At 64.8% G+C, this 23,885-nt stretch carries 12 protein-coding genes and 9 pseudogenes; 9 read left to right on the top strand and 12 right to left on the bottom strand.

Annotation, left to right across the window (positions count from 1 at the left end):
- Positions 1-4: 4 nt before the first annotated feature.
- Positions 5-1,716, bottom strand: a pseudogene (locus ACQVLG_RS03600) (molecular chaperone HscC).
- Positions 1,716-3,715, bottom strand: a pseudogene (locus tag ACQVLG_RS03595) (DNA topoisomerase IV subunit B). The pseudogenes ACQVLG_RS03600 and ACQVLG_RS03595 overlap by 1 nt, the downstream one beginning before the upstream one ends.
- Positions 3,716-4,178: 463 nt before the next feature.
- Here ACQVLG_RS03595 and kdpF point away from each other — a divergent pair.
- The 7 genes and pseudogenes from kdpF (at position 4,179) to ACQVLG_RS03560 (ending at position 13,144) form a co-directional block, all read left to right on the top strand.
- Positions 4,179-4,268 carry a K(+)-transporting ATPase subunit F gene (gene kdpF / locus ACQVLG_RS03590; RefSeq protein ID WP_034746483.1) on the top strand — a complete coding sequence of 30 codons (90 nt, stop codon included), beginning with the start codon at positions 4,179-4,181 and terminating at the stop codon, positions 4,266-4,268.
- Positions 4,268-6,073 carry a potassium-transporting ATPase subunit KdpA gene (gene kdpA, locus ACQVLG_RS03585; protein ID WP_474292861.1) on the top strand — a complete coding sequence of 602 codons (1,806 nt, stop codon included), beginning with the start codon at positions 4,268-4,270 and terminating at the stop codon, positions 6,071-6,073. The genes kdpF and kdpA overlap by 1 nt, the downstream gene beginning before the upstream one ends.
- Before the next feature lie 9 nt (positions 6,074-6,082).
- Positions 6,083-8,159 (top strand): annotated as a pseudogene (gene kdpB, locus ACQVLG_RS03580) (potassium-transporting ATPase subunit KdpB).
- Between the two features lie 10 nt (positions 8,160-8,169).
- A complete protein-coding gene (kdpC, locus tag ACQVLG_RS03575; RefSeq protein ID WP_474292860.1) occupies positions 8,170-8,745 on the top strand; it encodes a potassium-transporting ATPase subunit KdpC in 576 nt (191 codons plus the stop codon).
- A gap of 58 nt (positions 8,746-8,803) precedes the next feature.
- A pseudogene (locus tag ACQVLG_RS03570) lies at positions 8,804-11,561 on the top strand (DUF4118 domain-containing protein).
- Positions 11,558-12,255: pseudogene (gene kdpE, locus ACQVLG_RS03565) on the top strand (two-component system response regulator KdpE). Before ACQVLG_RS03570 ends, kdpE begins: the two co-directional pseudogenes overlap by 4 nt.
- A gap of 146 nt (positions 12,256-12,401) precedes the next feature.
- Positions 12,402-13,144, top strand: a pseudogene (locus ACQVLG_RS03560) (TorF family putative porin).
- A 70-nt stretch (positions 13,145-13,214) separates the two neighbouring features.
- Here the strand turns inward: ACQVLG_RS03560 and ACQVLG_RS03555 are convergent.
- The 4 genes and pseudogenes from ACQVLG_RS03555 to ACQVLG_RS03540 all read right to left on the bottom strand — a co-directional run bounded on the left by ACQVLG_RS03555 (position 13,215) and on the right by ACQVLG_RS03540 (position 14,997).
- Entirely contained in the window at positions 13,215-13,757 is a 543-nt protein-coding gene (locus tag ACQVLG_RS03555) for a division plane positioning ATPase MipZ (protein ID WP_474292859.1), read from the bottom strand.
- On the bottom strand, positions 13,735-14,136 hold the full coding sequence (locus ACQVLG_RS03550; protein WP_474295528.1) for a dihydrodipicolinate synthase family protein: 402 nt from the start codon (positions 14,134-14,136) through the stop codon (positions 13,735-13,737). Before ACQVLG_RS03550 ends, ACQVLG_RS03555 begins: the two co-directional genes overlap by 23 nt.
- Positions 14,137-14,281: 145 nt before the next feature.
- Positions 14,282-14,698, bottom strand: a pseudogene (locus ACQVLG_RS03545) (dihydrodipicolinate synthase family protein); the annotation flags it as partial.
- Between the two features lie 71 nt (positions 14,699-14,769).
- A complete protein-coding gene (locus tag ACQVLG_RS03540) occupies positions 14,770-14,997 on the bottom strand; it encodes a hypothetical protein (RefSeq protein ID WP_474292858.1) in 228 nt (75 codons plus the stop codon).
- Between the two features lie 297 nt (positions 14,998-15,294).
- Here ACQVLG_RS03540 and ACQVLG_RS03535 point away from each other — a divergent pair, with 297 nt between their 5' ends.
- Complete coding sequence (locus ACQVLG_RS03535) at positions 15,295-16,293, top strand: gamma-glutamyl-gamma-aminobutyrate hydrolase family protein (protein WP_474292857.1); 999 nt, start codon at positions 15,295-15,297, stop codon at positions 16,291-16,293.
- Entirely contained in the window at positions 16,290-17,369 is a 1,080-nt protein-coding gene (locus tag ACQVLG_RS03530; RefSeq protein WP_474292856.1) for an alginate lyase family protein, read from the top strand. The genes ACQVLG_RS03535 and ACQVLG_RS03530 overlap by 4 nt, the downstream gene beginning before the upstream one ends.
- Here ACQVLG_RS03530 and ACQVLG_RS03525 read toward each other — a convergent pair whose 3' ends face one another.
- From ACQVLG_RS03525 to ACQVLG_RS03500, 6 genes and pseudogenes are all read right to left on the bottom strand, one after another.
- Complete coding sequence (locus ACQVLG_RS03525) at positions 17,370-19,838, bottom strand: TonB-dependent siderophore receptor (RefSeq protein ID WP_474292855.1); 2,469 nt, start codon at positions 19,836-19,838, stop codon at positions 17,370-17,372. It abuts the gene before it with no gap.
- 95 nt (positions 19,839-19,933) lie between these two features.
- Entirely contained in the window at positions 19,934-20,578 is a 645-nt protein-coding gene (locus ACQVLG_RS03520) for a FecR family protein (RefSeq protein ID WP_474295526.1), read from the bottom strand.
- Positions 20,579-20,767: 189 nt separating this feature from the next.
- Positions 20,768-21,250 (bottom strand): annotated as a pseudogene (locus ACQVLG_RS03515) (sigma-70 family RNA polymerase sigma factor); the annotation flags it as partial.
- Between the two features lie 174 nt (positions 21,251-21,424).
- A pseudogene (locus ACQVLG_RS03510) lies at positions 21,425-22,554 on the bottom strand (YbdK family carboxylate-amine ligase).
- Positions 22,555-23,217 carry a cation:proton antiporter domain-containing protein gene (locus ACQVLG_RS03505; RefSeq protein ID WP_474292854.1) on the bottom strand — a complete coding sequence of 221 codons (663 nt, stop codon included), beginning with the start codon at positions 23,215-23,217 and terminating at the stop codon, positions 22,555-22,557. It abuts the pseudogene before it with no gap.
- The gene (locus tag ACQVLG_RS03500) at positions 23,193-23,741 is read right to left on the bottom strand and encodes a cation:proton antiporter (protein ID WP_474292853.1); all 549 of its coding nucleotides are present in this window, start codon (positions 23,739-23,741) and stop codon (positions 23,193-23,195) included. Before ACQVLG_RS03500 ends, ACQVLG_RS03505 begins: the two co-directional genes overlap by 25 nt.
- Positions 23,742-23,885 lie beyond the last annotated feature (144 nt).

Genomic DNA, 23,885 nt, shown 5'->3' with positions numbered 1-23,885 from the left:
CCATTTACAGGAAGCTCTCGCTCTCGACCTGGCGCAACACCTCATCGAGCGCCTGGCGCGCTTTGCGGATGGTGTTCGGATCCTGCGTTTCCAGCGCGGCCTGGAAATTGGCCGTGTGCGCCGCCAGGTACTGGCGCATGTCGCCCAGCGACTGTTCGTACAGGCGGTCGGCGCGCGTGACCAGGGTGCGGTTTTCCATCTGCTCGCGCGGGTGGATCTTCAGGTCGGCCAGTTCCGCAAAGCGCTGCTCGATCTGTTCCGGCGTCATCACGCCCGCATTGTCGCTGATGACCATCTTGTGCTTTTCCTGCGTGGCCAGCACCGTCACTTCCGCTTCCAGCACGCCGCTGACGTCGTAGGTGAAGCGCACGTCGATGCCGATCTCGCCCGCCTTTTTCGCGGGTATCGGGAAGCTGATCTTGCCCAGGAAGACGTTGTCGGCCACCAGGCGCGACTCGCCCTGGAAGATCGCCACGTTGATTTCCTTCTGGTTGTCGTAGATGGTGGTGATGTTTTCCGTGCGCGAGACGGGCACCACGGAATTGCGCTCGATGATGGGCAGGTAATGCCCGCCCTCATACTGGTTCGCGCCGACCTGGCGCGAAATCGAAATGCCCAGCGAATACGGCGCCACGTCCGTCATGACCACTTCGTCGAGGGCCGCGTCGCGCATCTTCAGGCCCGCCTGCACGGCGGCGCCCAGCGCCACGGCTTCGTCCGGGTCCAGGTGGATGGCGGGGAAGCGGCCGAACATGCGCGAGACGAGTTTTCGCACCAGCGGCATGCGCGTGGCGCCGCCGGCCAGCACCACTTCATTGAGTTCCGCCGCGCGGATGGTGGCGTCGCGCAGCGCGCGTTCCACGGGCAGGCGCAAACGGGCCAGCAGCGGCTCGCACAGCTGCGCCAGCTTGTCTTCGCCGATCTCCCAGCTATATTCCTGGTCCTGGTAGCGCGTGGCCATGCGCACGGATGGCTGCTCCGACAGCAATCGCTTGACGCGCTCGGCTTCGTCGCGCAGCAGCTGCTGCTGGCGCGGATCGAGCAGGCGGCTGCCGACGGCGCCGCGCAAGCCGCTGCCTTCCATGAAAGCGTCGACCAGCACGGTGACGAAGTCTTCGCCGCCCAGGAAATTGTCGCCGGCCGAGGCGCGCACTTCCATCACGCCTTCGAACAGTTCCAGGATCGACACGTCGAACGTGCCGCCGCCCAGGTCGAAGACGAGAGGAATTTGCTTTCCTGTTCCTTGTCGCGGATGCCGTAGGCCAGAGCGGCGGCCGTCGGTTCGTTGAGCAGGCGCTCCACGCGCAAGCCCGCCAGCTGGCCGGCGATGCGCGTGGCCTTGCGCTGCGCATCGCTGAAATATGCGGGCACGGTGATGATGGCTTCCTCGACCTGGTGGCCGAGGAAAGCTTCGGCATCTTCCTTCAGCGCGCGCAGCACCATCGACGACAGTTCTTCCGGGCGGAATTGCTGCGTGCCGAGGGTGATCTTCTTTTCGCTGCCCATGTAGCGCTTGAAGACGGCCGCCGTCAGCTGCGGGTGCGTCTGCAGGCGCTCGCGCGCGGCGCGGCCCACCAGCACGGTGCCGTCGTCGTCGATGCTCACGCACGACGGCGTCAGGTGTTCACCGAGCGCATTCGGGATGATGGAAGCCTTGCCGTCGCGCCAGATGGCGACCAGGCTGTTGGTGGTGCCCAGGTCGATGCCGATGATCATCAGATATCCGCCTCCGCCTCATTGCCGTGTTCCTCGATCCAGGCGCGGCGTCCGGCCGCTTCGCCCTTGCCCATCAACATATTGAAGCGGGAAGCCGAGGCCATGTGGTCGACTTCGCCGAGGGTGACGGGCAGCAGGCGGCGCGTGTCTGGGTTCATCGTCGTTTCCCACAGCTGCTCGGCGTTCATCTCGCCCAGGCCCTTGAAGCGCGAGATCGACCAGGCGCCCTGTTTCACGCCTTCCTTGCGCAGCTTGTCCTCGATGGCCAGCAGTTCGCCGTCGTCGAGCGCATAGATCTTCTGCATCGGCTTTTTGCCGCGCGCCGGTGCATCCACGCGGTACAAAGGCGGACGGGCGATGCAGATATGGCCCTTGTTGATCAGGACGGGGAAATGCTTGAAAAAGAGCGTCAGCAGCAGTACCTGGATGTGCGAGCCGTCCACGTCCGCATCCGACAGGATGCAGATCTTGCCGTAGCGCAGGCCCGACAGGTCGGGCGAGTCGCCCACGCGCTGTGCGGATCGACGCCGATGGCCACCGCGATGTCGTGGATCTCGTTATTGGCGAACAGGCGGTCGCGGTCCGTTTCCCACGAGTTCAACACCTTGCCGCGCAGGGGCAGGATCGCCTGGAATTCCTTGTCGCGGCCCATCTTGGCCGAACCGCCCGCCGAGTCGCCCTCGACGAGGAACAGTTCATTGCGCGTGATGTCCGACGATTCGCAGTCGGTCAACTTGCCCGGCAACACGGCCACGCCCGAGGATTTTTTCTTTTCCACTTTTTGCAGCGAACGCTGGCGCGACTGCGCCTGCTTGATCACGAGCTCGGCCAGCTTCTTGCCATAATCGACGTGCTGGTTCAGCCACAGTTCCAGCGGCGGCTTGGTGAAGGTCGAGACGAGGCGCACGGCATCGCGCGAATTGAGGCGTTCCTTGATCTGGCCCTGGAATTGCGGGTCCAGCACCTTGGCCGACAGCACGAACGAGGCGCGCGCGAACACGTCTTCCGGCAGCAGCTTCACGCCTTTGGGCAGCAGCGAGTGCATTTCGACGAAGTTTTTCACGGCGCCGAACAGACCGTCGCGCAAGCCCGATTCGTGCGTGCCGCCATTCGAGGTGGGAATCAGGTTGACGTACGATTCGCGCACGATGGCGCCTTCTTCCGTCCACGCCACGACCCAGGCCGCGCCTTCGCCTTCGGCAAAGCCTTCCGAGTCCGGGCCAGCGTATTGCGCGCCTTCGAACAGGGGAATCAGGGTTTCGCCATTCGATACCTGCGCCAGCGTTTCGGTCAGGTAGCCGCGCAAGCCCTCGGCGTACTGCCAGGTCTGCGTATCGCCCGTCTTCGCGTTGGTGAGCGTGACGGTGACGCCCGGCAGCAGCACGGCTTTCGAGCGCAGCAGGCGTTGCAGCTCCGTTTGCGAGATGTTGGGAGAATCAAAGTATTTTGCATCGGGCCAGGCCGTGACGCGCGTGCCGGATTTTTTCCCGTCGCGCGGGGCGGGGCGAGAACTCAGGGGCTCGATCACGTCGCCGTTGGCAAACACCATGTGGTGCAAGCCGTTGCCGTCGCTTTCCTTGCGCCAGACGGTGATTTCCAGGCGCGTCGACAGCGCATTCGTGACGGATACGCCGACGCCGTGCAAGCCGCCCGAGAACGCGTAGGCGCCGCCCGAACCCTTGTCGAACTTGCCGCCCGCGTGCAGCCGTGTAAACACGATTTCCACCGTCGGCACGCCTTCTTCCGGGTGCAGGCCGACGGGAATGCCGCGGCCATTGTCTTCGACGGTGATGCTGCCATCCGTGTTTTGCGTCACGGCGATATGCGTGCAATGACCGCCCAGCGCCTCGTCGGAGGCATTGTCGATCACTTCCTGAATGATGTGCAGCGGATTTTCAGTGCGGGTGTACATCCCCGGGCGCTGCTTGACGGGTTCCAGTCCTTTCAGGACACGGATGGATGATTCGCTGTAGTCGGATGCTGGTTTTTTAGTGGCCATACGTGTTCAAGCTAAGTAAAGACAGTGGTTGGAACGCCAGGCCAGGGCACTGCGGGGCGCAATGACAGCGGCGGCGATAACTGTATGAATATACAGTATATCCCGTCCAGCGTCACTGGGGGAGGGCAGTGCGGCAGGCTTGGCGTCCTTGTGCGGACGCTCGCGCATTCTATCTTGTCCGGCGAGCAATAGCGCTACTCCAAGGCAACAACAGTGCGCCGCGCGCGTGGTTTTGCGCCAATTGTGATGGATTTTATGCGGTAAAGCCGCCATTTTTACATCTTGTTTACAGCTGCCTTCCCAGTCTTTACGAATTTTTTAGACCCTTTTGGCTAATCTGCTCACTATCAAAACAAACCTGAATGAGGGTGGGAATGGATCTCGTGTATCTCGGCTTGATTGCCGTGTTTTTCGTCGTGGCGGCCGGCTTTGCCGTCGCCTGCGACAAATTAGGGAGCGTCAAATGAACGCATTTTATGTGCTGGGCGCCGTCGTCTCGGCCGGCCTGCTCGTGTATTTGCTGGTGGCGCTGCTGAAGGCGGAGGAACTGTGATGACGACGCAATCGATACTGTTATTGGTGGCCTTCCTGGCCGTGCTGCTGGCCGCCGGCTATCCGCTGGGCCTGTACATGGCCAAAGTGGCCGGCGACGGCCCCGTGCGCGGCCTGGGCTGGCTGCAAAGGCTGGAAAACCTGCTGTACCGCTGGTCGGGCCTTCCCGCCGACAAGGCCATGGGCTGGAAAAGCTATGCCATCGCCCTGATCGTGTTTAACACGGTGGGCGCCGTCTTCGTGTACGGCCTGCAGCGCCTGCAGGGCTTCCTGCCCTTGAATCCCCAGGGCCTGGGCGCCGTCAGCCCCGATTCCTCGTTCAATACCACCGTCAGCTTCGTCGCCAACACCAACTGGCAGGGCTACGGCGGCGAACAGACCATGAGCTACCTGACCCAGATGCTGGGCATGGCATGCCAGAACTTCTTTTCGGCGGCCACCGGCATCGCCGTGATCTTCGCACTGGTGCGCGGTTTCGCGTCGCGCTCGGGCAAATCGATCGGCAATTTCTGGGTCGACCTGGTGCGTTCGACCCTGTACATCCTGCTGCCGCTGTCCCTGGCCCTGTCCGTCGTCTTCATGGGCGAAGGCATGATCCAGAATTTTTCCGCCTACAAGGAAGTGACCCTGCTCGACCACGTGGCGTATGAAACGCCGAAAGTGACAGCCGATGGCCAGCCAGTGCTGGATACGGCCGGTCAACCCGTGATGGAAGCGCAAGTGGCGACGACGCAGACGATCGCCATGGGCCCCGTCGCGTCGCAGGAATCGATCAAGCTGCTGGGCACGAACGGCGGCGGCTTCTTCAATGCCAATTCTTCGCATCCGTATGAAAACCCCACCGTGCTGTCGAACTTCCTGCAGATGCTGGCCATCTTCATCATTCCCGCCGGCCTGTGCTTCACATTCGGCCGCATGGTGGGCGACCTGCGCCAGGGCTGGGCCGTGCTGGCCGCGATGAGCCTGATCTTCGTCGTCATGACGGCCGGCGTGATGAGCGCCGAGCAGCAAGCCAATCCCGCCTTGCAGGCGCTGGGCGTGGACCAGCAGGCAAGCAGTCTGCAATCGGGCGGCAATATGGAAGGCAAGGAAACGCGCTTCGGCATCAGCTCCTCGACCCTGTTCGCGGCGGTGACGACGGCCGCATCGTGCGGCGCCGTCAACTCCATGCACGATTCCTACATGCCCCTGGGCGGCATGGTGCCGCTGCTGCTGATGCAATTCGGCGAAGTGGTGTTCGGCGGCGTGGGCACGGGCCTGTACGGCATGCTGATGTTCGCCATCCTGGCCGTCTTCATCGCCGGCCTGATGATCGGCCGCACGCCTGAATACCTGGGCAAGAAAATCCAGGCCTATGAAATGAAGATGGTGTCGCTGGCCATCCTGATTACGCCAGCCCTGGTATTGACGGGCACGGCGATCGCCGTGATGGTCGAACCGGGCAAGATCGGCGTGGCCAATCCGGGCGCGCACGGCTTCTCCGAGATCCTGTATGCCTTCACGTCGGCGGCCAACAACAACGGCAGCGCGTTTGCCGGCCTGTCCGCCAACACGCCGTTCTACAACGTGATGCTGGCGATTGCCATGTGGTTCGGCCGCTTCGGCGTGATCGTGCCCGTGCTGGCGGTGGCCGGTTCGCTGGCGGCCAAGCAGCGCCTGTCGGCCAATGCCGGCACCATGCCCACGTACGGCCCCATGTTCATCGGCCTGCTGATCGGCGTCGTCGTGCTGGTTGGTGTATTGAATTACGTTCCCGCGCTGGCCCTGGGCCCGATCGTCGAACACCTGCAACTTTTCATCAAATAAGAGGCTACCATGTCACGCACAAGCCTGACTTTGTTCGATTCCGCACTGATTGGCCCCGCCATCGTCGATGCGTTCAAAAAACTCGACCCCCGCACGCAGTGGCGCAGCCCCGTGATGTTCGTCGTCTATGTGGGCAGCATCATCACGACCCCTGGCCATCCAGGCCCTGAATGGCCAGGGTGAAGCGCCGTTCGGCTTCATCGTCGCCGTCGCCGTGTGGCTGTGGTTTACCGTGCTGTTCGCGAACTTCGCCGAGGCGCTGGCCGAAGGCCGCAGCAAGGCCCAGGCGGCCTCGCTGCGCGCCCTCAAGCAGACGGTGATGGCAAAGAAAATGCAGACGCCGAAATACGGCACGTCCTGGCTGCCTACGCCGGCCACCGACCTGCGCAAGGGCATGACGGTGCTGGTCGAGGCGGGCGACGTGATTCCCGCCGACGGTGAAGTGACGGCCGGCGTGGCCTCCGTCGACGAAAGCGCCATCACGGGCGAATCGGCACCCGTGATCCGCGAATCGGGCGGCGACTTTTCCGCCGTCACGGGCGGCACCCGCGTGCTGTCCGACTGGCTGCTGGTGCGCGTTTCCGTCAACCCGGGCGAAGCGTTCATCGACCGCATGATCGCCATGGTCGAAGGCGCCAAGCGCCAGAAGACGCCGAACGAGATCGCCCTGACGATTTTATTGGTGGCCTTGTCGATCGTCTTCCTGATCGTCACCGTGACCTTGCTGCCGTACTCGCTGTTTTCCGTGGCGGCGGCCGGCAGCGGCACTCCCGTCAGCATCACGGTATTGATCGCGCTGCTCGTGTGCCTGATCCCGACCACCATCGGCGGTTTGCTGTCCGCCATCGGCGTGGCCGGCATGAGCCGCATGATGCAGGCCAATGTGATCGCCACGTCGGGGCGCGCCGTGGAAGCGGCGGGCGACGTGGACGTGCTGCTGCTCGATAAGACGGGTACCATCACCCTGGGCAACCGCCAGGCATCGAGCTTCGTGCCGGCACCCGGCGTGACGGAACAGCAGCTGGCCGACGCGGCGCAACTGGCCTCGCTGGCCGATGAAACGCCGGAAGGGCGCAGCATCGTCGTGCTGGCCAAGCAGAAGTTCAATATCCGCGAACGCGAAATGGCCAGCCTGCACGCCACCTTCGTGCCCTTCACGGCGCAAACGCGCATGAGCGGCATGGATATCCCTGGCGAGCAGCAGGTGCGCCAGTTGCGCAAGGGCGCGGCCGACTCCATGAAAAAATATGTGGAAGCGCTGGGCCAGCCGTATCCGGCCGAGGTGGGGCGCGCCGTCGACGACATCGCCCGCCGCGGCAGCACGCCGCTGGTGGTGGTCGATGATGGCCGCGTCATGGGCGCCGTGGAACTGAAGGATATCGTCAAGGGCGGCATCAAGGAGCGTTTTGCGGAATTGCGCCGCATGGGCATCAAGACGGTCATGATCACGGGCGACAACAAGCTGACGGCGGCCGCGATTGCCGCCGAAGCGGGCGTGGACGATTTTCTTGCCGAAGCGACGCCGGAAGACAAGCTCAAGCTGATTCGCAGCTACCAGTCCGAAGGCCGCCTGGTGGCGATGACGGGCGACGGCACCAACGATGCACCGGCGCTGGCCCAGGCCGACGTGGCCGTGGCCATGAATTCGGGCACGCAGGCGGCGAAAGAGGCGGGCAATATGGTCGACCTGGATTCGAACCCGACCAAGCTGCTGGAAATCGTCGAAATCGGCAAGCAGATGCTGATGACGCGCGGCTCGCTGACGACGTTCTCGATTTCGAACGACATCGCCAAGTACTTCGCCATCATCCCGGCCGCCTTCGTGGGCACTTATCCGCAGTTGAAGGCGCTCGACATCATGCACCTGGCCAGCCCCGCCTCGGCCATCATGTCGGCCGTGATCTTCAATGCCTTGATCATCGTCGTGCTGATTCCGCTGGCGCTGAAAGGCGTGCAGTACCGGGCCATCGGCGCGGCCAGCCTGTTGCGCCGCAATCTGCTGATCTACGGCCTGGGCGGGATTATTTTGCCCTTCATCGGGATCAAGTTGATCGACATGTTGCTGTCCGCCCTCAATTTAGTTTAAAGGAACCATCATGAGCACTATCGTACGTCCCGCCCTGGTCCTGTTTGCCGCGCTGACCGTGATCTGCGGCGTCGTCTATCCGTTTGCCACGGCCGGCATCGGCCAGCTGGCCTTCAACGATGAAGTCAACGGGAGCATCGTCGAGCGTGGTGGCAAGCCAGTCGGCTCGATGCTGATCGGCCAGTCCTTCACCTCGCCCAAGTATTTCTGGGGCCGGCCGTCGGCCACCGCGCCGATGGCGAATAACGGCGCCGGTTCGGGCGGCTCGAACCAGGGACCGAGCAATCCGGCCCTGGTGGACGCCGTCAAGGCGCGCATCGCCGCCCTGAAGGAAGTTGATCCAGGCAACCGCAACCCGATCCCCGTCGACCTGGTGACGGCGTCGAGCAGCGGCCTGGACCCGGAAATCAGCCTGGCGGGCGCCCTGTACCAGGCGCCGCGCGTGGCCCGCGTGCGCGCCGTGCCGCTGGCGCAGGTGGAAAACGCCATCGCCAAGGTGCAGAAAACCGCGTATATCGGCTTTTTCGGCGAGCCGCGCGTTAATGTGCTGGAACTGAATCTGGCGCTCGATGCGGCCGCGAAGTAAGATGATGCAGGGGCAGAGCCGCCGGTTTTGCCCCTGGTTTTGACCTTAAAAGATACCCATGCTCCCCAACGACAGCCAACGCCCCGACCCTGATGCCCTGCTGGCGCAAGTGCAGGCGCAGGAACAGAAAGCCGCGCGCGGCCGGCTGCGCATTTATTTTGGCGCCTCGGCTGGCGTCGGCAAGACGTATGCGATGCTGGCGGCCGCGCGCAAATTGCTGGCCGATGGCCAGGACTTGCTGGTGGGCGTGGTGGAGACGCATGGGCGCCAGGATACGGCAGCCCAGCTGGACGGCTTGCCCGTGCTGCCCCTGAAGGCCATCGAGTACCGGGGCAAGACCCTGTACGAGTTCGACCTGGACGAGGCCCTGCGCCGCGCGCCGCCGCTGATACTGATGGATGAACTGGCCCATTCGAACGTGGCCGGTTCGCGCCATCCGAAGCGCTGGCAGGACGTCGAGGAATTGCTGGCGGCAGGCAGGCATCGACGTGCTGTCGACCGTGAACGTGCAGCACCTGGAAAGCCTGAACGACGTGGTGGGCGGGATCACCGGCGTGCGTGTGGCCGAGACCCTGCCCGACACGGTGTTCGACCGTGCCGATGAAGTGGTGCTGGTCGATATCCCCGCCGATGAACTGCTGCGCCGCCTGAAGCAGGGCAAAGTGTATCAGCCGCAGCAGGCCGAACGGGCATCGCAGCACTTTTTCCGCAAGGGTAACCTGATCGCCCTGCGTGAACTGGCCTTGCGCCGCACGGCGGACCGGATCCAGGATGACGTGCAGGCCTACCGCGTCGAAAAATCCATCAATCCCGTGTGGAAGACGGGGGCCGCGCTGCTGGCCTGCGTGGGACCGCACGCGGGGGGCGAGCACGTGATCCGCAGCACGGCGCGCCTGGCCAGCCAGCTGAACGCGGAATGGCACGCGCTGTACGTGGAAACGCCGCGTTTGCAGCGCTTGCCGGCGGGCCAGCGCGAACGCATCCTGAAAACCCTGAAACTGGCGCAGGACCTGGGCGCGCGCACGGCCATCGTGCCGTCCGCCGACATCGCCGGCGCAGTGGTCGAGTATGCGCGCGGCGCGAATATCTCGAAAGTCATCGTGGGCCGTGGCCGCGGCCGTGCCAACTGCGGTGCGCTGGCGCGCCTGTGGCAGGCGCCGCCGGCCGCGCGCATGGCCAGCCTGGCGCCCGATATCGATTTGATCGAGGTGGGCTTGCCGCCTGCCGATGCGGCGCCCCGGCGCGCGGCGGGCGAAGACGAGGAGGCGCCGCGCCGGCCATCGCGTCATTGGCGCTACATCCTGGCCGCCGGCGCCAGCCTGGGCACGGCCCTCGCCTCGGTGCCGCTGCAGCCTTATCTTGACCTGGCCAACATCGCCATGCTGTCCTTGCTGACGGTGGTGCTGCTGGCCGTGCGCCTGGGACGCGGGCCGGCGGCATTGGCCAGCCTGGTGGGCGTGGCCAGCTTCGATTTCATCTTCGTGCCGCCGCGGTTCTCGTTTGCCGTCGGCGATTTCCAGTATGTGATCACCTTTGGCGTGATGCTGGCCGTGGGTTTGATCACGGGCCACCTGACGGCCGGCCTACGCTTCCAGGCGCGCGTGGCTTCGCATCGCGAAGCGCGTGCCCGAGCCCTGTATGAGTTTTCGCGCGAATTGTCCGGCGTGCTGCAGACGGAGCAGATTTTCGACATCACGAAAAGCGCCATCGAACGGGCGTTCCGCGCGCGCGCCACCTTGCTGCTGCCCGATGACGAGGGCAGCTTGCAGGCCCCGAACGGCGGCGAGCCGCTCGATATCGGCATCGCGCAGTGGGCCTTCGACCATGCCCAGGCGGCGGGGACGAGCACGGATACCTTGCCGGCGTCGCCCATTTTCTACCTGCCGCTGATCGCGCCGATGCGCACGCGGGGCGTGCTGGCGCTGCTGCCGCTGGAGGCTGCCCAGCACGGGCGCTGGCTGCTGGTGCCGGAGCAGCGCCAGCACCTCGATACCTTTGCCGCCCTGGCGGCCATCGCCCTCGAACGCGTGCACTACATCGACGTGGCGCAAGGCGCGCTGCTGCAGATGGAGTCCGAGCGGCTGCGCAATTCGCTGCTGGCGGCCCTGTCGCACGACTTGCGCACGCCCTTGACGTCGCTGGTGGGCCTGGCCGAATCGCTGGCCCTGTCCCGGCCTGCGCTGTCGCCCGCGCAGCTGGACATGGCGCGCTCGCTGCAGTCCGAAACCGTGCGCATGAGCGCTCTGGTGGCGAACTTGCTGGACATGGCGCGCATCGAAAGCGGGCAGGTGCGCCTGAACCTGCAATGGCAGGCGCTGGAAGAAGTGGTGGGCAGCGCGCTGCGCGCCAGCGGCCCGCAATTGCAGCAGCATGCCGTGCAGACGCAGCTGGCGCCGGACTTGCCGCTGGTGCGCTACGACGCCGTGCTGATCGAACGCGTGCTGTGCAACCTGCTGGAAAACGCGGCCAAGTACACGCCGCCGGGCAGCACCATCAAGGTCGCGGCCGGGGTGCACGGCCAGTTCCTGCAGGTGAAGGTGCTTGACGATGGCCCGGGCTTGCCGCCCGGCCGCGAAGAAGCCATCTTTGAAAAATTCACGCGCGGCGAGCGCGAATCGAACAAGCCGGGCGTCGGCCTGGGGCTGGCCATTTGCCGCGCCATCGTCGAAGCCCACGGCGGCACCATCCACGCGCAGCCGCACGCGCCGGGACAGGGCGCCGCCATCGTCTTCAGCCTGCCCCTGGGTACGCCGCCGGCCTTGCCGGAAGCGGAGCTGGACGACGCCAACGTAAATGAAACAGGAAAACCATCATGAACGAACCTTCCGCTACCGCCTTGCTGGTCGAGGATGAACCGCAAATCCGCCGCTTCGTGCGCGCCGCGCTGGAAGACGAGGGCTGGCAGATTTTCGAGTCCGCCACCATGCAGCGGGGCTTGATCGATGCCGGCACGCGGCGGCCCGACCTGATCGTGCTGGACCTGGCCTGCCCGACGGCGACGGCATCGACTTCATCGCCGACATCCGAAAATGGTCGGCCGTGCCCATCATCGTGCTGTCGGCGCGGGTCGACGAGCAGGACAAGATCCGCGCGCTCGACGCGGGCGCCGACGATTATCTGACCAAGCCGTTCGGCGTGGGCGAGTTGCTGGCCCGCGTGCGCGCCACCCTGCGCCGCCAGCGCCAGCCCGCGGCCAGCGACGATGGCGTGGTGCAGTTCGGCGACGTGCGCGTCGACCTGAAGGACCGCCTGGTGACGCGCAACAAGCAGCTGGTGCACATGACACCGACGGAATTTCGCCTGCTGTCGGTGCTCGTGAAGAATGCGGGCAGGGTGGTCACCAATCCGCAGCTGCTGCGCGAAGTGTGGGGGCCGTCGAACAGCGAAAACGGCCACTACCTGCGCATCTACATGGGGCATCTGCGCCAGAAGCTGGAAGCCGATCCGGCCCAGCCGCAGTATCTGCTGACGGAAACGGCCGTCGGCTACCGGCTGCTGCTGCCGCTCTAATACCTGTTATTTCCCCTGTTTGAAAACAGGCGCCGCGCGCGCCGGGGGGACGCTTTACTTTAAATTTTTGCAGCGAATTTTTGCAGCGGCGGGCCAGCTGCGCCATGTTGGCAAAGGCCCATACCACCCATGAAGAAGAAAAAACCATGAATAAAATGCTACTTGCACTTGCCGTTGCGACCGCCTTGACGGGCAGCCTGGCCCACGCGGATGAGGCCAAGCCCGACAACGAAGTCAGTTTCAACGTGGCCGGCGTGTCCGACTACCGCTATCGCGGCATCTCGCAGACGCGTTTGAAACCCGCGCTGCAGGGCGGCGTCGATTACGTCAACAACCCGACGGGCCTGTATGCGGGCGCCTGGGCCTCGACCATCAAGTGGACCAAGGATGCGGGCGGCAGCGGCGACGTGGAAGTCGATCTGTATGCGGGCAAGCGCGGCCAGTTGGGCGGTGATATCGGCTATGACGTGTGCTCGCTTACGTGTATGCGGACAACGGCTTGAAGAATATCGGTCTGGCCAACGCGGACACGCAGGAAGTCTACGGCCAGCTGTCGTATGGCCCCGCCTACGTCAAGTATTCGCACTCCGTCTCCAACCTGTTCGGCATCGTCAACAGCAAGAACAGCGGCTACCTGGACATCGGCGCGACCATCGACCTGACGAACGGCTGGACCGGCAACCTGCATGCGGGCCACCAGAAAGTCAAAAACAATGATGCGGCTAGCTACACGGACTGGAAAGTGGGCGTCACGCGCGATTTCGGGTTTGTTACGGGCGCGCTGGCCGTGATCGGCACGAACGCGGGCAAGTCGGCCTATGCCTCGCCAGTGAATGGCAAATTCATGGGCAAGACGGCGCTGCAGCTGACGGTCAGCAAGACGTTTTAATGGACTGAGTTGACTGAAAGGAGAGGCGGCGCATGCGCCGCCTTTTTTGCGTGCTTAAGCGGGCAGGTTGCTAAGCGGGCAGGTTAAAAACGGCGCAATACAGCTGTCCCAGGCCGACCACGCGCGCGGCCGGAATCTGCGCTGCCAGGGCGTGGGCAAGTGCCGCTTGCGTGTCCGTTGCCAGCAGCACGCGCAGGCCGGGATTGGCGCCGCGCGCGTGCGCGATGCGGCGCGCCAGGCCAGCCTGCGCGCCGGCGTCGGCGACGCCGCCGAGCGGCACCACCAGCACGCGCGCGGCGATCAGGGCCGAGCGGCTGCCCATGGAGTCGCGGCCTTCGCTGTCGATGACGATGTCGTGGTAGCAGTGCACCAGGTGTTCCAGCTCCGGCTGCAAGCCCTTGGCGCTGATGGCGCGCGCCATCAGGCGCGGCCGCGTCAGGCTGCCGTGCATGGCGCCGTCGTGCAGGTTCCTGGCCTGCGCCATGGCGCCCTGGCGCGGATCGGCATCGAGCAGCAATACCTTGCGTCCGGCCAGCGCGCGCGAGGCGGCCAGCCGTCCGGCCAGGATGGATTTCTCCATCCCCCCGCGTTCATCCGTGATGGCGATGATCATCTTGGCGCACGGCTGGCATGATGTTGGCGGGGGAGACCAACTGCAGCAGACAGCCTTCGCGCGGCGCATCCCTGTCGCTGACGGTCCAGACGGGCAATTCCATCAGGGGTTCGAGCGCCGCGGCCAGGACGGCCTGGCCGGCGGCGGACATGGGCGTCATCGGCAGGCGCAATGCGTCGCGCACCTTGCCCTGCATGGCCAGCGCCGCTTTCACGGGAGCGGGATTCGGTTCGGCAAACAGCAGGCGGATGACGGGCAGCATGGTCTTGAACAGGGCGCCGGCGGCGCCGTGGCGGCCATGCTTGACGAGGTGGTACAGCTGCGCATACAGGTCGGGCCGCACCTGGGCGGCGGCCGACATGGCGCCGTGGCCGCCCATGGACAGGCTGGCCAGCAGCAGCGCATCGTCGCCGCACAGCACGTCCAGGCGCGTGTCGAGCAGCAGTTCGCCCAGTTGCTGCAGCTTCCGCCCCCGCTTCCTTGATGGCGACGAAGTGCGAGTCGCGCGCCAGCAGCGCGGCCGTCTGCGGTTCGATATTGACGCCCGTGCGCGCTGGCACGTTGTACAGCACGATGGACTGGTCGGTGGCGGCGGCGATGGCCTGGAAGTGGCGCACGATGCCGTCCTGCGACGGGCGCACATACGCGGGCGCCGAGACCAGCAGGCCCGCCAGCGGATGGTCGTTGTAGCGTTGCACGGTGCCGACGACACTGCGCGTGTCGCTGCCGCCGATGCCCATCACGACGGGAAAGCGGGGGCCGACAGCTTCGAGCACGCTGTCGAGCAGCATGGTCTGTTCGGCGGCGCTCAGCATGGCCGCTTCGCCCGTGGTGCCGCACACCACCAGGCCATCGATGCCGCTGGCGGCCAGCTCACACGCCAGCTGCTGGGCCGCGTCGAAGTCGATGTCGCCATCGCCATCAAGGAAGGGCGTGACCATCGGCACCCAGATGCCCTGGAAGTGCGCGGTGATGCGCGAGGAAGACATCGCCTGCTCGCAGGAGTACTGGTTCATAGCGATTTCCCCTGGCTGATGCGGCCAAATTCCGCCGCCGGCAGCAGGCGCATGACGGCATCCATGGTCAGGCGCAGGGCCGGTTCCGTCACGCACAGCCAGACTTTCATGCGTTCGGCATGGTCGACCGCCTCGATGCGCATGAACGACAGCATGCCGCCGCAGGTCCTGACGACCAGCTGGCGCAGCTCGGCCAGGCAGGACTTGTCTACCGTGATATGCATGAGGAAGGTGGGCAGGCGGGGATGACGGTGGGGCAGTGCTTGATGCGCTTGATGCGTTTGCAGGCGTGAATGGGGTTCCATGGTGGCTTTGCAGCGGTGGTTGAGGTAAGTTCAAGATTAGCAGCGGGGGCGTAAAGATTCTCTAAAAAGCGGGGCCGTCAGCGTAAACGGGCTGTATGCATCGGGCGTGGACGTGTTGCGTGGATGCCCCGCGTGGCCTTTTGTTACAAAATTGAATCGTGCTTTCCGAGGCAGGGGTTTATATTGAAAACGTCTCCGCTTTCAGTCAGCCTTGCCATGTCAGACGAAAAAGATCCCCAGCAGCCCCCATCCACCGATCCCGCAGCGCCATCGCGGCCCGACCGGGTGGGCCACCGGGCGCCCGATGATGAGCACCGTGCGCACGACGCGGCCCCCCGCTACCTGAAGGATAACGACACGCCGCTGGCGCTGGCCTGGCGGGTGATCTCGTCGCGCTACCGTTCCATGCGCGACAAGGCCAGCCGCGATTTCATGCGGCGCACGCTGCGCATCGGCATCTCGGCGCGCATTTTCCACCCGGAGCCGGGCGCCACCGGCCTGCGCAGCAAGAACCTGCAATACCTGGAAGAGTCGATCGCCCAGTGGGTCATGTCGCGCGACGTGCTGGTGTTCATGATCCCGACCGTCAATACCAGCGGCCAGCTACACCCGAGCAACATCACCCTGCGCCACTATGCGCGCCACCTGGACGGCCTGGTGCTGCAGGGCGGCGCCGACGTTTCGCCGCAGACGTATTCCGAGGCGGCCACGCGCCCCGAATGGAACGGCGACCGCGCGCGCGACCTGTACGAGCTGGAACTGCTGCACGAATTCGTCGACGCGGGCAAACCCGTGCTGGGCATTTGCCGCGGCTGCCAACTGATCAACGTGGGCTTTGGCGGCACCCTGTACCAGGACATCGCCTCGGACGTGGCAGGCGCCACCTCGCACGTCAACGACCTGTATGACCGCCACCGCCACACCATCGTCTTCCCGAAAGGCTCGTCGCTGGCGGGCATGTTCCCGAAGACGGGCGAGGCGCTCGTCAATTCCATCCACCACCAGTCGGTCAAGGACCTGGGGCGCGACGTCACCGTGGAAGCGTATTCGCAAGGGGACAACATCGTCGAAGCCATCCGCTACCAGCGTGCCCGCTTCGTCATGGGCTTGCAGTGGCACCCGGAATTCCATTCGGCGGGTGGCGGCGTCGAGCTGCTCGATTGCACGCCCATCCTCGATAACTTTTTGCGCGCGGCGCGGGAGACGCGGTTTTGAGCACGCACCTGATGCGCCGGCGCGCCGTGCTGGCCGGCTTGCTGGCGCTGCCCCTGGCCAGCTTGCGCGCGGCGCCGCGCCCGCATGAGGGTGCGCTGCCGTTTGCGCTGACGTCCGCCGCGCGCGCACGCACGCTCAAGGCGCGGGTGGCGCCGGCCATTGCCGAGCAGGTGCTCAAGGCGGCGCACAAGGATGCGGCGCGGCCCGTGCACCTGATGGCCGAAGTACGCACGGGCGGCTTGCTGAAGGGCGAGGGCGGGCGCGAGACCAGCCAGCAGGCGCAGGAGGACTGGCGCCAGGCGCGCTTGCAGGCGCTGGCCTGGAGATTATCGGGTGAGATGGCGCATTTCGAGGCGGCGCGCCAGCTGTTGCTGGCCTGGAGCGGCGGCTATGCACCCTCGTTCAGTCCCGTCGACGAGACGGAGCTGGCCAGCCTGCTGATGGGCTTTGATCTGGTACAGGAACGCTTGAGCGGCGTCGAGCGCGAGCAGGTGCAGGCGTTTTGCCGCACCCTGGCACACGGGTACTTGAGTGATCCTGTCAAGGTGGGCGGCCCGTCCACGGCGCGCAACAACTGGCACAGCCACCGCATCAAGATCGGCACGGCCGCCGCGTATGTCACGGGCGAAGCCTTGCTGATCGCGCGCGCGAAGGAGCGCTTCCTGGCGCACGTGCCGCGCAATATCGGCGCCGGCGGCGTGCCCTTCGACTTCGAGCAGCGCGATGCGCTGCATTACACCACCTACAGCCTGGAGCCGCTGCTGACGACGGCCCTGATGGCGCAGGCGCATGGCGACGACTGGTATGGCGCGCCGGAAGCGCGGCGCCTGGCCGAAGCGCTGGCCTGGCTGGCGCCGTATGCGCAGGGCAGGAAAACGCACGAGGAATTCGCGAAAAGCGCCGTGCCCTTCGACCGCAAGCGCGTGGCGGCCGGCGAAAAGGGTTTTACGGGGAATTGGGAGCCCAGGGGCGCCGCCAATGTGTACCTGCTGGCGGCGCGCTTCGACCCTGCTTACCTGTCGCTGGCGCTGGAATTGCACCCGCCAGCCTGGGCGCTGGCGCTGTATGGCAGTTAGTCAGAACTTCGTGCGCACGGTGAACATCACATTGCGCGGTTCACCGTAGAAGCCTGTTCCGAACAGGCCCAGACCCGTCAAGTACTTCTTGTCCAGCAGATTGTTCACGTTTAGGCTGGCCGTGACGTTCTTGCTGATCTCGTAGCGGGCCAGCAGGTTGACCAGTGCATAGCTGCCTTGCTGCAGGCGCGCATTGTCGTTGGCGGCAGGGTTCCTGACCTCGCCGTGGAAACTGCTTTGCCAGGTCAGGCCGCCGCCCACCGTCACTTTGTCCAGGCTGGCTGGCAGGCGCCAGCTGCCTTGCACTCTTGCCAGGTGGGCCGGCTGCGTGGTTTGCAGCATGGTGGAAAACACGTCCTTGCCATCCTTGTCGCGCACATGTGCATACGTGTAGCCGGCGCTCAGTTTCACATCTTTCAGCACCTCGCCTGTCACCTCCATTTCCACGCCGCGGCTGGTGACGCCATCGATGGCTTTATACGCTTCTTCGCCGTTGACTTCACCCACAGAGCTGGCCACATTGCTCTGGCGGATCTGGAACAGGGACGCGCTGGCATTGACCTTGCCGTCGAGATACTCCGCCTTCACACCCGCTTCCACACCCTTGCCGCGCACGGGTGCGAGGAAGTTGCGCTTCACGTCGCGGTTGCTTTGCGGCGCAAAGATGGTCGTGTAGCTGCCGAACACGGAATAGGTCTTGTCGAGGTCATACACGACGCCCGCATACGGCGTGATGACGCCGCTTTCGTCCATGCGCGTATGGCTGGGCGTGGCATTGTCGAATAAGCTGCGCTTCTGATCCATCTTGTAGTTGCTGATCCGCGTGCCGACGATCACCGATAGCGCATCGCTCGGGCGCAGGCGCACGGCGCCATACAGGCCGCTCTGGCGCGTGCTGTCATCATCGTTGCCCTGGTGTTCGAACGCCGGCTCCGCATACTGGCCGCGCCAGTCGAAGTAGCTGCCGTCCAGGGGCGGATAGACCGATTTGTAGACGGGGGCGTCCTGCTTGGCCGTCGACGAAGAATAGCCCAGCATGGCTTCATGCTGGCGGCCGAACAGGGTAAACGGGCCGCTGGCGTCGACGTTGACGGTGGTCTGGCGGCGGTCGCCCTTGTATTTGCCCATGAAGAAATAGGCGCCTTCGCCCGTGACGGGGTCGGGATTGCCGCTGCTGGCCGAGCCGAGCACGCTGTCGTGCTTGCTGCGCAACTGGTTGGCGCTCAATTTCACCTTCCACGCGTTGGCGAACGTATGTTCGAGTGACGAGAACAGCGTGGTGTTCTGCATGTCGCGGCGGCTCCAGTCGGTGGCAGGATTCCACGAAGTGGGAAAGTTCGTGCGCGTGCCGTCGGAAAACAACAGGGGAAAGCCCGTCCAGGTGGAGCCGCGCGGCTTGTAATCCTGGTGCGTGAAGCCGGCCGTCAGCAGGGTGAGGGGTGTCAGGTCCGCCTCGATGATGCCGTAGGCGACGGTTTTTTGCTGCGTGTAGCGGTCCAGGTAGGAGTGCTTGTCCTGGTAGGCGCCCACCAGGCGGCCGCGCACCGTGCGGCTGTCGTTCAGGGGGCCTGAGACATCGGCCTCGCCCCGGTAATTGTCCCACGATCCCGCGCCAAGGGTCGCCGAACCTTCGAAGCTGGCGGTGGGGCGCTTGCGCACCATGTTGACGGTGGCCGACGGGTCGCCCGAGCCGCTCATCAGGCCCGTTGCGCCTTTCAGCACTTCGATGCGGTCATAGATGGCCATGTCGCTGTTGGTCGTGCCCCAGTCGTAGACGCCGTCATAGATGGCCGACACGCCGTCGTACTGGAAATTGGTGACGTCAAAGCCGCGCGCCTGGAAGCTCCAGCGGTCACTGTCGTAGTTTTGCACGCTTACGCCATTGACGTTTTTCATGACGTCGGAGACGGCGTTGCTGTTCTGGTCATCCATCTGCTGGCGCGTGACGATGGTCAGCGACTGCGGCGTTTCGCGCTGCGTCAGGGCCAGGCCCGTGGCGCCGCTGGCGGGTCCGCCCGTATAGCTGCCCGTGCCGCTGGTGGCGGCGTTGCGCTCGGCCGCCGCCACCACGGTGACGCCGCTCATGACGGCCACGCCACGGCTGTCCGCCGTGGGTGCGCTGGCGCTGGCGGGGACCTTTTGCAGCAGGTAGCCGCCGTTCGTCTGCGGCACGGCTTGCAGGCCGCTGCCGGCCAGCAGCACGCGGAAACCGTCTTGTACGCCATAGCTGCCTTGCAGGCCGGCGCTGCGCAAGCCTTGCGTGGCGTCGCTGGAGAACGACAATAAAATGGCGCTGTCGCTGCCGAAGCGCGTCAGCACGTCGCCCAGCGCGCCGGCCGGGATGCCATAGACGCGCACTTGCTGGCTTTGTGCCAGGGCTGGCGCCGGCAGGGCCAGCGCCATGCCGATCTGCGACAGGGCACAGGCCAGGACGGTGCGGGTAAGGAGGGAACGCGAAGCGTGGTGCATGGAATAAAACCTTTCGTGGATGCGCAAGATGGAGACTACCTGTCTACCAAGTCACGCGAGCACGGCGAAACAGCTCACTTTGCAGAAAATATTTTTCAGTGCGCCGCCAGTTCGATCCTGACGATTTGCCGGCCCCAGAAGCGCGTGACGGTATTGCGCCGCAGTTGCAGGCTGGCGCTGACGGCGTCGAGGATGGCGCCCACGTCGGCCAGCGGGTAGGAACCGGACACGCGCAGGTTGGCGACGGCGGGCGTACAGTCCAGCGGATGCTCGCTGTAGCGCGACAGCTCGGCGAGGAAATCGGCCAGGCGCATGTCGCGCGCCACCAGCATGCCATCGAGCCAGGCGCCGCCATACGGCGCCAGCGCCTGGCGGTGGCAGCTCGTGCCGTCGAAATGCGCGCCTTCGCCGGGATGCAGCACCAGGCGCTGTGCTCCATCGCCGGCCAGCACGGCGACGGCGCCTTCGAGCACGCCGGCGCTGGCGTATTGCTGGTGCAGGCGCACGGTGAAGCGCGTGCCCAGCGCCTGCAGGCTGCCATGCGGCGTGCCGACGAAGAAAGGCCGCTGCGCCGCGTCCTTGCCGGTGGCGATGAAGATTTCGCCTGCCAGCAGTTGAATGCGGCGCTGCGCGCCGTCGTAAGCGATATTCACGGCACTATTGGTATTGAGCGTGAGCTGCGTGCCGTCATCGAGGGTCACGACGCGGCGCTGGTTGACCCCCGTGCGGTAGTCGGCCATCCAGCCGCGCCATGGGCTGCGGCGCTCGAACGCGTACAGCGAGGCGCCGCAGGCCAGCAGCAGGGCCAGCGTCTTGACGGCATGGCGGCGCGGGGCGTTGGCTTGCACGCAGGCGCGCAGCAGGCTCGCGTGCGCCGCGGGCGGCAGATGCTCGTGCTGCATTTGCAGCTGCTGCCACGCCTGCGTGGCGCTGCCGGCCCGCTGCAGATGGCGTTTGACTGTCGCCAGCGAGATGCCGAGCTGGCGCGCGATGTCTTCCTGCGGCAGTTCGTCGAGCTGGCGTAGTAAAAAAGCCCGTTTCACGGGAGGCGGTAAGCCGTCGAGCATGCGGTCGAGTTCAAACACGGTGGCCAACAGCAGCGCGCGTTCCTCGGGCGATGGTGTGTGCAGGGGCGGCAGCTGTGTCAGCACGTCCAGATAAGCCTGTTCCAGCTTCTGGCGACGGTAATGGTTGAACAGCACGCGCTGCGCCACGGTAGCGAGAAAGGCGCGCGGCTCGCGCGCGGCGACGGCGTCTTCGCGGTCGAGCAGGCGCAGGAAGGTGTCCTGCGCCACATCGGCCGCGCACGCCGTGCTGCCCAGCTTCTTGCGCAGCCAGCCCTGCAGCCAGCCGTGGTGGTCGGCATACAGTGTCGCGATGTCCTGGCGTTGTAGCGGCTCTGCCAGCGGCATCGCATTCCCTTTGCGTTTTTAAATAATAATAAGAATCATTCTCATTGTAGCAAGCGGGAGAGGGAGCTGTAAATGACGGGGAGATGGGGTGTGGTTTTTTTTGGGGTTGCGTTGTTGGGGTAAAAATCACGATGACTGGCAAAACCGACGCGCAGCAGGTTTGGCCAGGCATCCTCAGTAATTCATCGGTTCACCGCGAAAACATCGGATGGCCGAATCGACCATGCCCTCGGCGCTGCCCTGCAGGCTGTGCTGCTTGCGCAGGTATTGCGCGTCGCTCCACTGCTTGGCCACGTCCGACAGGTGTTTCAGGGCTGGCGTGCTGCCCAGCGCCTCGGCGTGCGGTTCCATCTTGCGCAGGGTGGTCATGATGTCTTCGCGCAGCGACATCGTTTCGTAGGTTTTTGGATGCGTGATGGCGCCATCGAGGCCGAAGCGACAGGCCTGGAAGCGGTTGTAGTTATATACGAGGTAATCGTCTTCCGCGGGCGGGGTTTCGCGGCGTTCGAGCAGGTAGCGGCACAGCGCTTGCAGGTAGGCGGCCAGGGCCGCGGCCCGCTCCACCGTCAGCGGCGTGTCGCACACGCGTAGTTCGATGGTACCGAATTCCGGCTTGGGACGGATGTCCCAGTAAAAATCCTTCATGCTCTTGATGATGCCCGTGTTCTCCATCTTGGCGAAATACTCGTTGGAGAACTGGTCCCAGCTTAGCGTAAACGGCGCGCGCCCGCTCATGGGGAACGCGAACACGGAATTCAAACGGGCCGAATCGAACAGGGTGTCGCGCCCCTGCACATAGGGCGAGGAAGCCGACAGGGCGATGAAGTGGGGGATGTAGCGGTTCAGCGAATGCAGCAGGAACATGGCGTCGTCGCCCGAGGCGCAGCCGATGTGCACGTGCTGGCCGAAGATGGTGAACTGCTTGGCCAGGTAGCCGTACAGTTCCGAAATCTCCTGGAAGCGGGGCTTGGAAAAGATTTTTGCGACGACCATTGCTGGAACGGGTGCGTGCCGCCGCCCGCGATGCCGATGTTGAGCTTGTCGCCGGCCGTGATCAAGGTGTCGCGGATTTCCTGCAGCTGCTCCAGCAGGGGGCCATGGTGCGTGTGCACGCTCGAGTTGATCTCGATCATGCTCTCGGTGATTTCCGGCGTGACGTTGCCGGGGAACGGCTTTTTATTCAGCAGGTGCAGCAGGTCGGGGCTGGCGGCCGTCAGGTCATAGTCCGACAGGTTTACCAGTTGCAGTTCGAGTTCGACGCCGAAGGTCAGCGCGGCCGATTGGCCAAAGGGTTCCAGCGGCATTTAGCGCTCCTTGATTTCGTGGGTTTCTTTGGCCAGCATCAGCACGCGCTGCACCAGCACGGGGCCGACCAGTTCCAGGCCCAGGGTGATGGCGGCCAGGGCGTTCAATTCGTCGCCGAAGTTCACGCCGTGCTGGCGCGCGTGTTCGAGCAGCAGGATGATGAAGACGGAGACGGGCGTCAGGGCCACGCCCGTCAGCACGCCCTTGCGCCAGGAAATGCCGCTGACGTGCGAAAACGCGGCTACGCCGGCAACCTTCGTCAGCAAGCGTCCGCCGACGACGGCCAGGGCCAGGCCCGCGCCCGCCGTCACGCTGGCCCATTCCAGGGTCGAGGCGGCATACACGAACAGCAGCACCGTCAGCAGCTCGCCCATGGCGCCGAAATTGCGCTGCGCCTGGCTGAAGGCGACCCTGCGGTGGCGCGCCACCAGGCCGAAGGTGAGGGTGGCCAGCAGCGGCGACAGGCTGGTGGTGTAGGTCAGGGCGACGAGCAGCATCACCGACAGCGCGAAGGCGACGGTGGCATCCTGCGCCATGTTGCCCAGGCGGCGCAGCATGGCTGGCACGACGATGCCAAAGACGGTGCCGGCGGCCACGGAGGCAGCCAGCACGGCGGCGCTGCTGCTGCTCGCCTCGATCAGGTCGGTGGAACTCTGGAACAACCAGAAGCCACGATGATGTTGAACGTGAACACGGCCAGCACGCAGTTCAGGGCGGTGAGGTGGACGATGCGTTCCGTGACCTGGCCCGAGCTGCGTTCTTCGTTGATGACGCGCATGATGGTGGCCGGCGAGGTGGACATGGCCAGGGACGCCAGCAGCAGCGCCGTCATCGAGGTGCTGCCGAATTCGATGCCGATGAAGTAGACGACGGCAAAGGTCAGCAGGGATTCAACCAGGCCCGTGACGGCGATCCACGGATTGTTCTTCAGCCAGCGCAGGTTGATGCGGTAGCCCACCTCGAACAGGATCAGGCCGAAGGCCACGTCGGCCAGCACCAGCATGGGGCCGGCGTCCGTCTGCGGCAGGATGCCTACCTGCGTCTGCGCGAGGACGAAACCGATCACGCCGTAAAAACTGATGCGCGGCAGGCCAGTCCAGCGGTGGCCGAATTCGCCCACTACCCAGGCCAGGGTAATGGCGAACGGCCAGGACAGGTCGGCGGCGATCGAGATCAGACTTTGCATGCTCATTCCTTTGAAAATGGCGCTGGCACCGGCCGGCAGCACGGGGGCTGGCGCGGCAATGTCGTGGTGCAGCGGTGGTGCATGGTTTGCGCAGAGCGATGCGCCGATTCTACCGGAGCAGAAGGCGCACGATGTGCGCAATCG

The organism is Janthinobacterium sp. TPC_1, assembly GCF_056037845.1.
The sequence above is the reverse complement of the archived record's forward strand: the minus strand, read 5'-3'. Positions and strand labels throughout refer to the sequence as shown.

Coding starts and splice junctions, on each gene's coding strand:
- kdpF (WP_034746483.1), top strand. CDS start 4,179: ATGAACGCATTTTATGTGCTGGGCGCCGTCGTCTCGGCCGGCCTGCTC.
- kdpA (WP_474292861.1), top strand. CDS start 4,268: ATGACGACGCAATCGATACTGTTATTGGTGGCCTTCCTGGCCGTGCTG.
- kdpC (WP_474292860.1), top strand. CDS start 8,170: ATGAGCACTATCGTACGTCCCGCCCTGGTCCTGTTTGCCGCGCTGACC.
- ACQVLG_RS03555 (WP_474292859.1), bottom strand. CDS start 13,757: ATGATCATCGCCATCACGGATGAACGCGGGGGGATGGAGAAATCCATC.
- ACQVLG_RS03550 (WP_474295528.1), bottom strand. CDS start 14,136: ATGGGCGGCCACGGCGCCATGTCGGCCGCCGCCCAGGTGCGGCCCGAC.
- ACQVLG_RS03540 (WP_474292858.1), bottom strand. CDS start 14,997: ATGCATATCACGGTAGACAAGTCCTGCCTGGCCGAGCTGCGCCAGCTG.
- ACQVLG_RS03535 (WP_474292857.1), top strand. CDS start 15,295: ATGTCAGACGAAAAAGATCCCCAGCAGCCCCCATCCACCGATCCCGCA.
- ACQVLG_RS03525 (WP_474292855.1), bottom strand. CDS start 19,838: ATGCACCACGCTTCGCGTTCCCTCCTTACCCGCACCGTCCTGGCCTGT.
- ACQVLG_RS03520 (WP_474295526.1), bottom strand. CDS start 20,578: ATGGCCGACTACCGCACGGGGGTCAACCAGCGCCGCGTCGTGACCCTC.
- ACQVLG_RS03500 (WP_474292853.1), bottom strand. CDS start 23,741: ATGCAAAGTCTGATCTCGATCGCCGCCGACCTGTCCTGGCCGTTCGCC.